Consider the following 14,051-nt stretch of genomic DNA (forward strand, 5'->3'; position numbering starts at 1 on the left):
CAGGGGCCGATCGGCTCTGGTCCGCCGGGTGCGACGGCGGGATCGTGCTGCTCCGACACCGGATGACGGGAGTTCGACGATGACCACGACAGAGCACTGGTCGGTCGACATCCACCTCACCGAGGACGACGACCGCACTCACGCGACCGCGCACCTGCACACCCGGGACGCGACGAGCCTGCGCGGCACCGGGCTGGCCAAACGCGCCCCGGAGGACAGCAACGTGCCGCAGATCGGAGCCGAACTGGCGGCCGCCAGGGCGCTGTTCGACCTGGCGAAGCACCTGCTCAAAACCGCGAGTCTCGATGTGGAGGAACTCACCGGCAAGCCCGCGCACCTGCACGGCTGATGAGCTGGTGTTCCGCAACCCGGCACCGCTGATCAAAACGAGCCCACGATGGGCGATCATCGCTGGCCGGTGGCCTCGCCCGCCGACAGCGACAAGTAGTACTCCTCCTCCTGCGCGAGGTGCAGGCGCAGCACCGCGAAGCCGCCCGCTTGCGCGGGCCGCCGCTGCTCGTACCGTCGGCGGAGCAGGCGTGGTCGGGGGTGGGCATGGCCGGAACGGACGTGGTGGGCGTCGACGGTTCGCTCAGCGCGCTCGACGCGGTGCGGTGGGCCGCGGCGGACGCGGCGCTGCACGGGACGTCGGTGCGACTGGTGTGCGCGCTGCCGCCGGGGCCGTGGGACGACGCGCTCGAAGGCGGGGCCGAGGCGCTCCGGGACCAGCGCCGGCGGTGGCTGGCGGAGGCGTCGGCCACAGCGGCGAGCGTCGCCGACGTGGCGACCAGCCAGACCCTGCGCGGGGGAAAGCCCGCGGCCGTGCTGATCGAGGAGTCGCACCACGCCCGGCGGGTGGTCGTCGGGACCCGGGGGCTCAGCGAGGCCGCCGGTGCCGGGCTGGTCCTGGGCTCGACCGCGGAGTCCGTCGCCATGCTCGCGCACTGCCCCGTGGTGGTGGTGCCCGGAGGCGCCGGTCCCGCGCCACCACCCGGCAGCCGCCCGATCATCGTCGGGGTCGACGGCTCCGCGGTGGGGGAGCGAGCGCTGGCGGTGGCCTACCAGGAAGCGTCGATGCGCGGCGCACCGCTCGTCGCCGTCCACGCGTTCAGCGACGTCGCCGTGGACGAGGTGCTCCCGGCCTGGGATTGGCGGTCGCTTAGGGCCCGCGAGGAGCTGGTGCTGGCCGAACGCCTCGCCGGTTGGCAGGAGCGGTATCCCGACGTCCGGGTGCAGCGGGTGGTGGAGTGCGACCGGCCGGTGCGCTACCTCGTCCAGCACGGGGCGGCGGCGCAGCTCATCGTCGTCGGCTCGCGCGGCCGCGGCGGGATCACCGGGATGCTCCTCGGCTCCACGAGCCGGGCGCTGCTGCACTCGGCGCCCTGCCCGGTGCTCGTGGTCCGCGCCCGCACCGACTGACCCGTCCGGCGCTCGGGACAACAGGCGCCGCGGCAGGTCACTCACCGCCCGCACGCCCGCGGCGTGCCGCCTAATCTCGTCGCATGGGCGGTGCTGCGCCAGCCGCGCGGGAGAAGACGGTGTTCCTGGTGGACGACCACGAGATCGTCCGCATCGGGGTGGCCGACATGCTCGACGCCGAGCCCGATCTGCGGGTGCTCGGCCAGGCGGGAACCGCCCGGGAGGCACTGGCCCGCATCCCCGCGCTGCGCCCGGACGTGGCGGTGCTGGACGTGCGCCTACCGGACGGCAACGGCGTGGAGCTGTGCCGGGAACTGCGCTCCCGGCTTCCGGACCTGGGCTGCCTGATCCTGACGTCCTTCCCGGACGAGCAGGCGATGCTGGACGCGTTCCTGGCCGGGGCCGCGGGCTACGTGATCAAGGACGTCCGGGGAATGCGGCTGGCGTCGTCGGTGCGCACCGTCGCGGCGGGCGGGAAGCTGCTCAGCGACCGGGCCACCGCCGAACTGGTGGCGCAGTTGCGGGAGAAGTTGGACGGTGCGCGGGTCCTGCCCGGCATCACGCAGCAGGAACGCGTCCTGTTGGAGTACATCCGGCAGGGCCTGACCAACCGGGAGATCGCCAACCGGATGTTCCTGGCCGAGAAGACCATCAAGAACTACATCTCCCGGCTGCTGGGCAAGCTCGGGGTGCAACGCCGGACGCAGGCCGCGGTGCTGGCGACGCGGGCACGGCACGAGCGCGGCAGCCCGGGCGCGGGGAGCGCGTCCGACGCCTAGGGCCGATCGGCTCTGGTGAGCGACCCGGTCCCCGGCGCACGGTGTCCCTCGCGAGCGAAGACCACCACCGACGGAAAGGGCTGTCCGTGGCGCTGGTGGACGACCGCGACTGGCTCTCCGCGGAGCGGACCGAGCAGATCGCGGTCCACTTCGGACTCCCGGTCGTGGGGTCGAAGGTCTGCTCCAGCAACGGGAAGCGCTCGATGCGTTCGGCGAACTCGGCGGCGTGGTGATCGTGACCGGCCGGGGAGTGCGCGTTCCGGACGTGCGCATCCGGGTCGCGCCGACCGAACCCGACGAGCCGTTGATCCGCAAGCTCCGCCTCTGAGCGGACGAGGGGTGGTGCGAAACGATGTCTTCGAAGTCCTCGGGATCCGCGCACGGCAACGCCGGTGATCTGGCGAGCACGCCGGTGGTGGCGGTGCGGCCGGACACCGAGGCGATGGTCGCGTTGCGCGAGATGTACCGGCGGGAGGTCCACCACCTCGCCGTCGTGGCCGACGACGGCGAGGTCGGGCTCGTGACCGCCGCGGACGTGCTGTACGGCATCGCCGCGGCCATGCCCGGTGAACCCGCCGCGGTCGGTGCGCTGGGGCGGTTCCCGGCGCCGCGCGTCGACGCCGGGCAGGACGTGGTCCACGCGGCGCGGCTGATGATCGACTCCCGCGCCGATGCGCTGCTGGTGGTGGAGGGCGGACAGGTGTGCGGCGTCCTCACCGCCGTCGACGTGGTCCGCGCGGTCGCGCACAGCGCCCGGTTCGAGCTGGGCGGGGAGGTGTTCCGGTGAAACGCCGCGGCGGGACACCGGCCTTCGGCGGCGACGAGGAGCGGGGAAGCGATGCACTACTGGTACGGCTACGGAGCGGGTATCTGGGGGATGGCGGTCATGACGGTGAGCATGCTGCTGTTCTGGGCGCTGATCATCATCGCCATCGTCGCGTTGGTGCGCTACCTCGGCAGGGCCGGCCGGGACCAACGGCGCACCACCACGGCGCAGGACGTGCTGGCCGAACGCTTCGCACGGGGCGAGATCGACGAAGAGGAGTACCGGCGCCGACTGCGGGCGCTGTCCGAGCACCGGCCGGACGGCCGGGGGAGCTGATCCCGGGAGGAGGACCAGGAGATGAACGAGGAATCCCGGGACGCGCAGGTCCGCGCACCTGAGACGGCGTCGACCGAGTGGGCCGTCACCGGGCCGACCGTGACGATCGACGACTTCGCCGCCGAGCCGGACGTGGACGCCGTGGAGCACCTGATCGTCGACGCGCCCCCGGACGTGGCCTACCGCGCGCTGCGGCACCTGGACCTGCTCACCGTCCGGTCCGCGACCGCCGCGGCGGCCATGTGGGTCCGGGACCTGCCGATCCGCCTGCGGCGTCGGGTCCCGCCCCAGATGCCGACCCGGTTGACCTTCGACGACCTGGTGGCGGGCGGGGACTGGGTACTGCTCGGCGAACAGCCGGGCCAGGAGGCCGTGTTCGGCGCGGTCGGTCGGTTCTGGACGCCGATCGTGCGGTGGGAGCAGGTCACCGCGGAGGGTTTCGCCGACTACACCAAGCCCGGGCGGGGGAAGATGGTGAGCTCGCTGTCGGTGCGGCCGTACGGGCGGTGTAGCAGCCTGCTGACCTACGACATCCGCACGGTGCTCAACGATCCGATGACCCGCCGGGTGTTCGTGCTGTACTGGCGCACCGTCGCGCCGTTCGTGAAGGCCATCATGCGGGCCACCCTGCGCGCGGCGGCGGAACAGGCGCGCAGGACCCGGTGAGGCGTCGAGGTCGCGGGGGAGCCGCGCATCCACCCCGCCACCACGGGCACGCCGCGGACACCGGGCGTGCCCTGCGGCGGAGGACCGCACGGCGCCCCGGCTCGCCCGCTGGGAGGCCGCATGGCTGCGGATGGCCCCGTTCTCGCGGGCCGTGTTCCGGCGCCGGGTTTCGGCGATGTCGACATCGCGCAGAGCCACTGCGCGGTCGTGGTGTTCGTCGGCGACCGCGCGTACAAGGTCAAGAAGCCGGTGGACCTCGGGTTCCTCGACTTCAGCACGGTGGACGGCACCTGCGAGCGGGGCGGGTTCGGCTGGTCGTGGTCGGTGGACTCCCGGGGACGGGGAAGTCGACGGTCGCCGGTGCCCTGGCCGATCGGATGGGAGGCGTCCTGCTGCGCACCGACCAGATCCGCCGGGAGGTGCCGGGCTCGGCCGGACTGGACGCGGGCGCCGGGTACCGACGCGGTCTGTACGCCGGCCCGCGCGTGCACGAGACCTACCGCGAAATGCTGTCGCGGGCGCGCTCCCCGTTGGAACGCGGCGAGAGCGTCGTGCTGGGCGCCAGTTGGAGCGATGCGCACGAACGCGAGTCAGCGCGGGCGGTCGCGCACCTCGGGCTCAGCGGTCTCACCGAGCTGTGCTGCGTGGCGCCGACCGCGATCACCGAGGCACGCATGGCCGCGCGCACCGGCGACCCCTCGGACGCCACCGCCGACATCGCCGCCGCGACGCGCGGATCGTTCGCACCGTGGTCCGAGGCGGACCTCGTGGACACCGCCGGGCGCCCGGAGACCGCCGTCGAGCAGGCGTGGCGGATCGTCGGCGGCTGACATCCCGCTCAGGACGCGTCGTCGGTGTCGAGCAGCAGGTCGCCGATGTCGCGCCGCGGGGCGGGGACGGACGGGGTCCCGTGACCGATGCGCAGCAGCGCCTGGGGGTGGCGGTCCTGACCCAGCAGGGCCCGCAGTTCCTCGCGGGTCTCGGGCACCTCGACGACTTCCGACAGCATCGAGGCGACCAGTCCGCGCGAGGTCGCCGTGAGCCACACCCGTTCCACCGCCTGCCCGGCCTCCACGTGGGACGAGCGGTCGTCGTGCTGGGTGCACAGCACCACCAGCAGCGGGTGGGCCTCGAAGCGCGTGCCGGGCGAACGGGACGCCTGCCCGGCCGAGAAGTCGCGGTGCACCCACTGGTCCTGGGCCTCGGGCGCGGGACCGGCGGCCCGGGCCGGCACGCCTTCCGCGGCGTCGTCCGGGCGCCCCGTCCACGCGGCCAGCTCGGCGCGGAAGCGGGGATCGGCCATCTGCGCGCGGTGCGCCCGGTGGATCAGTCCCTCCAGCACGCCGCGTTCGGCGGGTTCGACGATGTGCAGCCAGGCCCGTTCCCGGTGCGCGGCCGTGCGCAGGAACTGGCGGTGCTCCGCGGAGACCGGGACGTCCCGGAAGGGGTCGCGGTGGCTGTGGCGCCGCGGGATCGCTTCGTGCAGCGCCGTGGTCTCGGCGTCGGGTTGGACGCGTCCGCCGCTGCGGACCTCCGCCACGGTGGTCGCCGCGCTGAGCCGCGGCAGCAGGGTCACCACCGGGCGGACGCCCGCGTGTTCGAGCGCGAGCCGCAGGTTGAACAGCGCCGCGCCGCACGCCAACCGCAGCTCGCGGTCCTGGGGGTCGGCCGCGGCCAGGCGCCGCGTCGGGTCGGCGTGGAGTTCGATCAGGTGCGGGAGGACCCGGAAGCGCCACGGCTGGGCGTTGTGCAACGAGGGCGCGAGAGCGGCCAGGCGCAGTACCTGTTCGACCTGGCTCGGCGTGAGGTCGAGCGAGCTGGTGAACGTGACCATGAGCGCTTCCCCCTGCATCTGGTTCCTCGCCGGGGCGTGTCCGGCCGGTCCGCTCCCAGCGTCGGCCCCGCGCGGTCGGGTGTCAGGTGGTCGAAAGTCCCTCGCAGGCACGCCCGGCGGCGATGGCGCGTTGACGGCCCCGCGCCTCCGGGCACGGCGGTCCCGCGTGGTCGCGGTGCACGCCCTGGAGCGCCGTATCGCCCGGCGATATCGTGCTCCGACGTGGATGTGGTGCGCGAGTTCCGCTCCGGCGGGTGCACGTGTCGCACCACGCCGCGGAGGGCGAGGTGCACGCGGCAACCCGGGACTCCTGCGGATGAGGCGGCTCGCCTCCCACGCCCCGCGGCCAGGAGGATTTCGTGACTCCGGAGACGCCTTCCCACTCCTCGACGTCGTCCGGTCGCTCACCGGGCCTGGCCCGCCGACTGGGCACCGGCGACGCGGTGCTCATCGGGCTGGGCTCGATGATCGGGGCCGGGGTGTTCGCCGCGTTCGGCCCGGCCGCCGCGGTCGCGGGCAGCGGTCTGTTGATCGGCCTGCTGCTGGCGGCGGTGATCGCGTACTGCAACGCGGTGGCCTCCGCCCAACTCGCGGCGACGTACCCGACCTCGGGCGGCACCTACGTCTACGGCAGGGAACGGCTCGGGCCGTGGTGGGGTTTCACCGCCGGATGGGGCTTCGTGATCGGCAAGACCGCCTCCTGCGCGGCGATGGCCCTCACCGTCGCCTCCTACGCGGTACCGGGTCCGGGATGGGCGCAGCGGATCGTCGCGATCGTCGCGGTGCTCGCGCTGGCCGCGCTGAACTACCGCGGCGTCACCAAGACCGCCGCCCTGACCCGGGTGCTCGTCGCGCTGAGCCTGATCGCGCTGGCCGCGGTGGTGGTCGGCATCGCCGCCGGCGGCGCCGACCTCGCTCGCGCGGGCGGTCCCGCGGCGCTGGGCGCGGGCGGGCCCTACGGCGTCCTGCAGGCGGCGGGCCTGCTGTTCTTCGCCTTCGCCGGCTACGCCCGCATCGCCACGATGGGCGAGGAAGTCCGCGACCCCGCGCGGACCATCCCCCGTGCCATCCCGCTGGCCCTGGGCATCACCGTGATCGTCTACGCCGTGGTGGGTCTGGCCGCGCTCGCCGCGCTGGGACCCGACCGGCTGGCCGCCGCGACCGCGCCGCTCACCGACGCCGTGCAGGCCACCGGCGCCGGTGCGCTCGCCGCGGTCGTGCGCATCGGCGGTGTGGCGGCCAGCCTCGGAGCGCTGCTGGCGCTCATCGCCGGGATCGGCCGCACCAGCCTGGCCATGGCCCGCAACCGCGACCTGCCGGGCTGGCTGGCCGCCGTGCACCCCCGCCACCAGGTGCCGCACCATGCCGAGCTGGCCCTCGCCGCCGTCGTCAGCATCCTGGTGGCCACCACCGATCTGCGCGGCGTCATCGGGTTCTCCTCGTTCGGGGTGCTCGTCTACTACGCCATCGCCAACGCATCGGCGTTCACCCAACCCGCCGGGCAACGCCGCTGGCCGCGCTGGCTCAACCTGCTGGGACTCGCGGGCTGCCTCGTCCTGGTCGCCACCCTGCCCTGGGAATCGGCCGTGGCAGGAGCGGGCATGTTCGCCCTGGGACTCCTCGGCCGCGCCGTCGTGCTCGCCCGCCGCCGGCGAACCGCGCCCACCGGCCGGCACCCGGACTCCGCGGGCGACGGCGGGTGATCCCGGAGGAGCGCGCGGGGTACCCCGGGACCACGCGTCCACCGCTCCGGGGCGCCACGACGAGGAGTCGGCGGCCTGGGGAAGAACTGCTAGCCGACTCTCATTTTCTTCGGTAGCGTCGGCGCCGACACGCCAGCGGGAAGGATGGCCGCGCGATGACCGGAGCACCGGCGTTACCCCTGCACATGCGGCGAGACGGGTTCGACCCCGCGGCCGAGCTGGCCCGGGCGCGGGACGACGAGGGCGTGGTGCGGGTGATGACGCCGTTCGGCGTGCCCGCCTACCTGGTCTGCCGCTACGAGGACGTCCGAGAGGTCCTGTCGGATCCGGCTCGGTTCAGCAACGCGCGCACCCCGGTCGCGCGCACCGACCTCAGCGAGGAGGAACTGGCCCAGATGCGGGCCGGGAACCTGCTCGCGTGCGACCCGCCGGAGCACACGCGGCTGCGGCGGATGCTCACCCCGGAGTTCACGGTGCGCCGGATCCGGCGGCTCGAACCGCGGATCTCGGAGATCGTCGAGGCGGCGCTGGACGATCTCGAACAGGCCGGCGAGCCGGCCGATCTGGTGTCGCACTTCGCGCTGCCGGTGCCCTCGCTGGTGATCTGCGAACTCCTGGGGGTCCCGTACTCCGACCGCGCGGAGTTCCAGGACCGTTCCGCTCGGCTGCTCAACGTGTCGCTGCCGATCGAGGAGCGGATGGCGGTGCGGCGGGAGAACCGGCGGTACATGGCCCGGCTGGTCGCGCAGGCCGAGGCCGACCCGGGGGAGGACATGCTGGGGATGCTCGTGCGCGAGCACGGGCACGAACTCAGCACCGACGAACTCATCGGCATCGCGGGACTGCTGCTGATCGCCGGTCAGGAGACGACCTCGAACATGCTCGGGCTGGGCACGCTGGCGCTGCTGCGCCATCCGGACCAGCTCGCGATGGTGCGCGACGATCCCGCCCGCGTCGAGCCGGCCGTCGAGGAGCTGCTGCGGTGGTTGTCCATCGTGCAGTCGATGCCGCCGCGCACCACCACCGAGGACGTCGAGATCGCCGGGCGCACCATCCCGGCGAATTCGCTGGTGCTGGTCTCGCTGGCCGCGGCCAACCGCGACCACGCGTTCGTCGCCGAGTCCGGCGCGCTCGACATCACCCGCGGCGCCTCGCGGCACCTCGCGTTCGGCCACGGTGTGCACCACTGCCTCGGAGCCCCGCTGGCGCGGATGGAGATGCGCATCGCCTTCCCCGCGCTGCTGCGGCGCTTCCCCCGCCTCGCCCTGGCCGAACCCGACGAGGAACCCTCCTTCCGCGTCTTCAACGTGGTGTACGGGCTGGAGTCGCTGCGCGTGACCTGGTGACCGAGGGGAGTCCCAGCGGAGATCGCCGCTGACCTCGGGTGCCGCACGGCCGACGGCTCGGAGCACCCCCTGCTACCGTGCGTGGGCTATGGCCGGACAGGGACGGACCTTGCGGGCTGATGCCGCCCGCAACTACGAGCGGATCGTCGACGCCGCGGTCGTGGCGTTCGAGGAGGCCGGGCCGGCCGTGACGCTCGGGGAGATCGCGCGGCGCGCGGATGTGAGCGTGGCGACCGTCTACCGGCGCTTCCGCGCGCGCGACCAGCTGGTCAGGGCGGTGTTCGACCACGTGCTCAGCACCGAGGTGGAACCCGCGCTCGGGGTGGGCACCGGCGACCCGTGGCGAGACCTCGTGGGCGCCCTCGAAGCCACCGTGGCGGTGCTGGCCCGACGGCAGGTCGTGCTCTCCCTCGCCCGCGAGTCGAAGGCGTTCGACGTCGACAGCGTTCGCCAGTGCCTGCGCACCCTCGAACACCTGCTGCGCCGCGCCATCGACGCCGGTGCGGTGCGCCCGGAGCTGGAGGTCCGCGACCTCGCGGCGGTCCTGGTCATGGCACTGGCCACCGTGCACCCGGGCGATCCCCGGTGCGCCGACCCCCGGCGCTACCTCGCCCTGCTCGCCGACGGTCTGCGTCCCTCCCAGGCCACCCTGCCCCCGCCGTCATCGCACGACTTCCCCGCGGCGCACCGGTGATCGCCCGCCGGGTGGCGCGACTGTCCTATGTGGTCCGGCCGTCGCGGCGGCGCCGCAGGCGCGGGGAGCAGGCCGTGGCGACCTGTGCAACGAGCGCCGCTGGAGGGCAGCTCCGCCGCCGCGGTCGGCACGCGGTTGCGGCGGCTGCGGGACCGCCGGCTGCTGCGGGTGATCTCGACCGCGCACTGGTCGACTCCTGACCACGGCAATCCCTGTCTGGTGTGGACGCTCTTGACACATCCGGGTGCAGAACCGTTTGATTCGGGATCAAACCGGCGTGGAGAGGTGGTGGGTGGCGTGCGGTCGGCGGTGCGGAAGCGGTCCGGGACCTCGCTGGTGCTCCGGGGCCTGGAGGCCGTGGACCGGGCCGGCAACAAGCTGCCCCACCCGTTCTGGCTGTTCGTCGCGCTGGCCGTGGTCGTGGTGCTGGCGAGCTGGCTGCTGGCCGCGCTCGGGGTCGCGGTGGTCTCGCCGGCCGACGGGGAGCGGATCGCGGTGCGCAGCCTCGTCTCCGGCGACGGCGTGCGGATGATGCTCGGGGACCTCATCGACAACTTCGTGAACTTCCCGCCGCTCGGGCTGATCGTGGTGATCATGCTCGGCGTCGCGGTCGCCGACAAGAGCGGACTGCTGCCCGCGCTGATGCGCGGGGCGCTGGCGCGGGTCCCGGCGACGCTCGTGACCTTCGCGATCGCGCTGACGTCCATGTTCGGCCAGGTGGCCGGGGACGCCGCGTTCGTCGTGCTGATCCCGCTGGCGATGATCGCCTACCGGGCCATCGGGCGCAGCCCGGTGATCGGCGCGATCGTCGGCTACGTCTCGGTCGGCGGGGCGAGCAGCATCGGCCTGGTCATCACCGGCAGCGACGCGGTGTTCGCGGGCGTGACCACCTCGGCGGCGCGCACGATCGACCCGGGCTACGTGGTCACGCCGGTGTCCAACTACTACTTCTCGGCGGTGTCCTCGGTGGTGCTGGCGATCAGCATCACGGTGGTCACCGAGCTCGTCGTGGCCCGCCGGATCGCGGCGATGAACCGAGCGGAACCGGAGCTCACCGAGGTCGAGGAGCTGCCGGACATGACGCTGTCCGCGGCCGAGCGGACCGGGGTCAGGCGGGCGCTGGTCGTCGCGGCCGCGTTCCTGGCCGGAGTCGTGCTGGCGGTGCTGCCGTCCGGCTCACCGCTGCGGGGCGCCGGAGGGTCCGTCGTGGACTCCCCGCTGATGGCCAACATCGCCGTGGTCCTGATGGTGTTCTTCCTGGTCATCGGCGTCGTCTACGGGGTGGCCGCGGGCACGATCACCGCGCCCGGGGACGTCCCGGAGCTCATGGCGCAGGGGCTGCGGGAGCTCGTGCCGGTGCTGGTGCTGTTCTTCGCCGCCTCGCAGTTCCTCGGCTACTTCAAGTGGAGCAACGTCGGCCAGGTCATCGCGATCAGCGGCGCCCAGCTGCTCGGCGACCTGGGTGCCCGACCGGTGCCGATCTTCCTCGGCGCGATCCTGTTCGTCAGCGCGCTGAACCTGCTGCTCACCAGCGGGTCGGCGATGTGGACGCTGGTGGCGCCGGTGCTGGTGCCGATGCTGATGCTGCTGCACATCCAGCCGGAGATGACGCAGGCGGTGTTCCGCATCGCCGACGCGCCCACCAACAGCCTCACGCCGATGAGTCCGTACTTCGTCATCGCGCTCGGCTTCATCCGCCGCTACCGGCCGTCCGCGGGCGTGGGCACGTTGATGTCGCTCGTGCTGCCGCTGGCCGTGGTGAACCTGTGCGTGTGGACCCTGCTGTTCCTCGCCTGGTACGGGCTCGGGTTGCCGCTCGGGCCCGGGGTTCCGGCCCGCTGACCCGCTCGTCCGTCCACACCAGGTAGGCAGACCTGCCACGCCGCAGGGCGAGGACCGCGTTGCTCCCTGCATGGGCGCGGGAAGTGCGGTGCGGTCACCGGGATGTTCGCCGAGCGTCGCGTTCTTTCCGGGCGTCGAGGCGGATCCGCTGCGCGTCGCGTTCGGGGCGGACGAAGAACAGCGATGCCAGACCGCCGATCACCATGAGGATTCCCGGAACGGCGAACGCGACGGCGTATCCGGTGGAGACGTCAGCGCTGGACTGGACGAGCCTGCCGGTGAGGTAGGGACCTGCCAGCCCGGCGAGGGTGACGAGCGCGACGCTGACCGACAGCACGGCACTCCGTTGAGCCGGTGGAGCGATCTCGCCGTTGACGGTCTGACCCGTGGCGAACGGGATCCCGTGCAGGCCGAACGCAAGGGTGATCAGCACGATCTGCGCACCCGGGTGGGACGCGGTGGGCAGCGCCAGAACGGCGACACCGGCCAGCAGCGTGGCGGAGCCGCTGAGCACACCCCGCGATATCCGGCTGGACACCCCCCGGTGCATCATCCACTGGGTGAGTGCGCCCTGCCCGAAGGTCGCGACGAGCCCGAGCAGCCACGGGGCGGTCACGATGGCCGCCGCGGCCGCCGTGCGGTAGCCCAACGCCGTTTCGACGTACGCGGGAACCCAGGCGACCAGCAGAGCGGCGGTCCAGTAGGCGCCGAAGGCGGCGACGAATCCGGACAGCCAGGTCCCGCTGAGGAAGATTCGGCGGTAGGGCACCCGCAGTTCCTCCGCGCGTCGAGCGGGTTCGCCCCGCCGCTGGTGCGGATGGGGGTCCGCGGGGCCGTCGCGGCCGATCGTGATCCAGAGCAGACACCACAGGACCGCGGCGAGGAACAGCGCCAGAAAGGCCGCTCGCCATCCGAAGTGGAGCATGATCGAGCTGAGCAAGGGAGTCGCGACCACTCCTCCCAGCGATCCGCCGCCGACGAGCATGGCGCTGGGGATGTTGCGCTTCTCGTTGGGGAACCACCGGAACGCCGCGTGGAGGGCCAGCGGCTGGGCCGGTCCTTCGGCTGCGCCGAGGACGATGCGACTGACCAGCAGCGCGCCCATCCCCGTCGCGCCGATCACGGGGAGCTGGGTCAGCCCCCACACGACGACCAAGGCGAACAGGATCCACTTGGTGGGGACCCGGGTGGCCACGAATCCCATGACGAGTGCGGAGGCGCTGAACAGGAAGAAGAACGAGCTGGACAGCAGCCCGTAGGAGGCCGGAGTCAGCCCGAGCTCGCGCATGATCGGTTGGGCCGCCAGCCCCAGCACGACCTTGTCCCCGTAGTTGATCAGCATGAACAGCACCAGCATGACCACGACCGCCCAACCGCGGGCATTCGTGGCCGCGGTATCAGCGGCACGGGCCGGTGCGAGGTGTTCGGCGTGCTCGCCGGCGTCGAGCGGGTTCACGTCCGTTCCCGGGTGGCGGGGGTGGTGCCGGGCTCAGTCGCGAGGAGTGCCTTGGCGATGCCGTTCCGCTGGATTTCCGAGGAACCGGTCAGAATGCGGAACATGCGCAGCCGTCGGAACAGCCACTCGACCTCGGCGCCGCGGGTCAGGCCCGCCTTGCCGTGGATCTGCACCGCCTCGTCGGCGATGCGGAACGCGTTCTCGGCGACGAACAACTTGCACATGAACGCCTCCGTCCTCGGCCGGGCGCCGGCGTCGAGGGCGGCCAACGCGTCGTGGACCATGCTGCGGGCGGCGTAGTAGGCGGTGGCCATGTCCGCGAGCTTGTGCTGGATGGACTGCAGCGCACCCAGTGGACCGCCGAACACCTGGCGGGTGCGGGCGAACTCGACGGTGAGCTCCAGCGCCCGCCGGGCATGTCCGAGCACGGTGGGGCAGTGCAGCAGCCGGTTGGTGGTGACCCGGCCCAACCCGATCCGCAAACCGTCACCGACGGAACCCAGGAGCTGCTCGCGGGTGACGTGGCAGCGGTCGAAGACGATGTCCGCCTCGATGTGCTGACCGGACATCGGCGTCTGACCGTCGGTGACCGTGCAGCCGGGTGAGTCCAGGTCGACCAGGAACGCGGAATAGGTCTCGACCTCGTCGGCCATCCGCGCGATCAGCACGGAGAAATCGGCGAACGGCCCGGCCGACGAGAACACCTTGTGCCCGCTGATGCGCCACCCTTCGCCGTCCGGGGTGGCCGTGGTGCGCATCGCGCGCACATCCGAGCCGGCATCGGGCTCGGTGAGCGAGAAGCAGCAGGCCCGCTCGCCGCGGATCACGGGAAGCAGGTACGTCTGCAACTGGTGCTCGGTGGCGTGAGCGAAGATCGGGCCGGCGCGCAACGGGCCGCCCATGTCGCCGAGCACGCAGTGGTGCAGAATCCGTCCCGACGCGCCGACCTCCTCCTTCAACGCGGCGAGCTCGGTGTGGGTCAAGTCCTGTCCGCCGTAGCGGTGCGGCAGGTGGACACCGTAGAAGCCCAGTTCGCGGCAGCGCCGCCACACCGGCTCCAACATCGGGCGGGTCAATCGGGTCTCCGGGGTCAGCCCCAAACCGGCCTCGTAGTCCGCCAGTTCCCCGTTCAAGTAGTCGCGCAGCCTGCCGACCAAGTCGGCCAGGCGCGGGTTGTCGTCGTAGGACGGCGTGAGCGTGAAAGACATGT

Annotated in this window: 15 protein-coding genes; 12 read left to right on the forward strand and 3 right to left on the reverse strand. The window is 72.7% G+C overall.

Annotated features, from left to right (window positions below):
• Nucleotides 1-79: 79 nt before the first annotated feature.
• The 8 genes from NV263_RS14475 to NV263_RS14510 all read left to right on the forward strand — a co-directional run bounded on the left by NV263_RS14475 (nt 80) and on the right by NV263_RS14510 (nt 4,796).
• Nucleotides 80-349: a DUF1876 domain-containing protein gene (locus NV263_RS14475; RefSeq protein WP_263253759.1), complete on the forward strand. Its 270-nt coding sequence runs from the start codon at nt 80-82 to the stop codon at nt 347-349.
• A gap of 119 nt (nt 350-468) precedes the next feature.
• Entirely contained in the window at nt 469-1,419 is a 951-nt protein-coding gene (locus NV263_RS14480) for a universal stress protein (RefSeq protein ID WP_317630427.1), read from the forward strand.
• Between the two features lie 83 nt (nt 1,420-1,502).
• Nucleotides 1,503-2,198, forward strand: a complete 696-nt coding sequence (locus tag NV263_RS14485) for a response regulator (RefSeq protein WP_263253761.1) — start codon at nt 1,503-1,505, stop codon at nt 2,196-2,198.
• 86 nt (nt 2,199-2,284) lie between these two features.
• Nucleotides 2,285-2,431, forward strand: a complete 147-nt coding sequence (locus NV263_RS14490; RefSeq protein WP_263253762.1) for a hypothetical protein — start codon at nt 2,285-2,287, stop codon at nt 2,429-2,431.
• 119 nt (nt 2,432-2,550) lie between these two features.
• Complete coding sequence (locus NV263_RS14495; protein ID WP_263253764.1) at nt 2,551-2,985, forward strand: CBS domain-containing protein; 435 nt, start codon at nt 2,551-2,553, stop codon at nt 2,983-2,985.
• 51 nt (nt 2,986-3,036) lie between these two features.
• The gene (locus NV263_RS14500) at nt 3,037-3,300 is read left to right on the forward strand and encodes an SHOCT domain-containing protein (RefSeq protein ID WP_263253766.1); all 264 of its coding nucleotides are present in this window, start codon (nt 3,037-3,039) and stop codon (nt 3,298-3,300) included.
• A 21-nt stretch (nt 3,301-3,321) separates the two neighbouring features.
• On the forward strand, nt 3,322-3,966 hold the full coding sequence (locus NV263_RS14505; protein ID WP_263253768.1) for a hypothetical protein: 645 nt from the start codon (nt 3,322-3,324) through the stop codon (nt 3,964-3,966).
• Between the two features lie 317 nt (nt 3,967-4,283).
• Nucleotides 4,284-4,796 (forward strand): AAA family ATPase, encoded by a 513-nt coding sequence (locus NV263_RS14510; protein WP_263253770.1) that lies wholly within the window; start codon nt 4,284-4,286, stop codon nt 4,794-4,796.
• An 8-nt stretch (nt 4,797-4,804) separates the two neighbouring features.
• Here the strand turns inward: NV263_RS14510 and NV263_RS14515 are convergent, their stop codons facing one another.
• A complete protein-coding gene (locus NV263_RS14515; RefSeq protein WP_263253772.1) occupies nt 4,805-5,818 on the reverse strand; it encodes an Acg family FMN-binding oxidoreductase in 1,014 nt (337 codons plus the stop codon).
• 341 nt (nt 5,819-6,159) lie between these two features.
• Here NV263_RS14515 and NV263_RS14520 point away from each other — a divergent pair, with 341 nt between their 5' ends.
• The 4 genes from NV263_RS14520 to NV263_RS14535 all read left to right on the forward strand — a co-directional run bounded on the left by NV263_RS14520 (nt 6,160) and on the right by NV263_RS14535 (nt 11,385).
• On the forward strand, nt 6,160-7,503 hold the full coding sequence (locus NV263_RS14520) for an APC family permease (protein WP_263253774.1): 1,344 nt from the start codon (nt 6,160-6,162) through the stop codon (nt 7,501-7,503).
• 155 nt (nt 7,504-7,658) lie between these two features.
• Complete coding sequence (locus NV263_RS14525) at nt 7,659-8,849, forward strand: cytochrome P450 (protein ID WP_263253775.1); 1,191 nt, start codon at nt 7,659-7,661, stop codon at nt 8,847-8,849.
• 88 nt (nt 8,850-8,937) lie between these two features.
• Nucleotides 8,938-9,543 (forward strand): TetR/AcrR family transcriptional regulator, encoded by a 606-nt coding sequence (locus NV263_RS14530; protein ID WP_263253777.1) that lies wholly within the window; start codon nt 8,938-8,940, stop codon nt 9,541-9,543.
• Nucleotides 9,544-9,831: 288 nt separating this feature from the next.
• Nucleotides 9,832-11,385 (forward strand): AbgT family transporter, encoded by a 1,554-nt coding sequence (locus tag NV263_RS14535; protein ID WP_263253779.1) that lies wholly within the window; start codon nt 9,832-9,834, stop codon nt 11,383-11,385.
• A gap of 94 nt (nt 11,386-11,479) precedes the next feature.
• Here NV263_RS14535 and NV263_RS14540 read toward each other — a convergent pair whose 3' ends face one another.
• Together NV263_RS14540 and NV263_RS14545 are read right to left on the reverse strand one after the other, a co-directional pair.
• Nucleotides 11,480-12,841: an MFS transporter gene (locus NV263_RS14540; protein WP_263253781.1), complete on the reverse strand. Its 1,362-nt coding sequence runs from the start codon at nt 12,839-12,841 to the stop codon at nt 11,480-11,482.
• Nucleotides 12,838-14,049, reverse strand: coding sequence for an acyl-CoA dehydrogenase family protein (locus tag NV263_RS14545; protein WP_263253783.1), 1,212 nt, complete (start codon nt 14,047-14,049; stop codon nt 12,838-12,840). Before NV263_RS14545 ends, NV263_RS14540 begins: the two co-directional genes overlap by 4 nt.
• Nucleotides 14,050-14,051 lie beyond the last annotated feature (2 nt).

This window comes from Saccharopolyspora rosea (genome assembly GCF_025643595.1).
Taxonomy (GTDB): Bacteria; Actinomycetota; Actinomycetes; order Mycobacteriales; family Pseudonocardiaceae; genus Saccharopolyspora; species Saccharopolyspora rosea.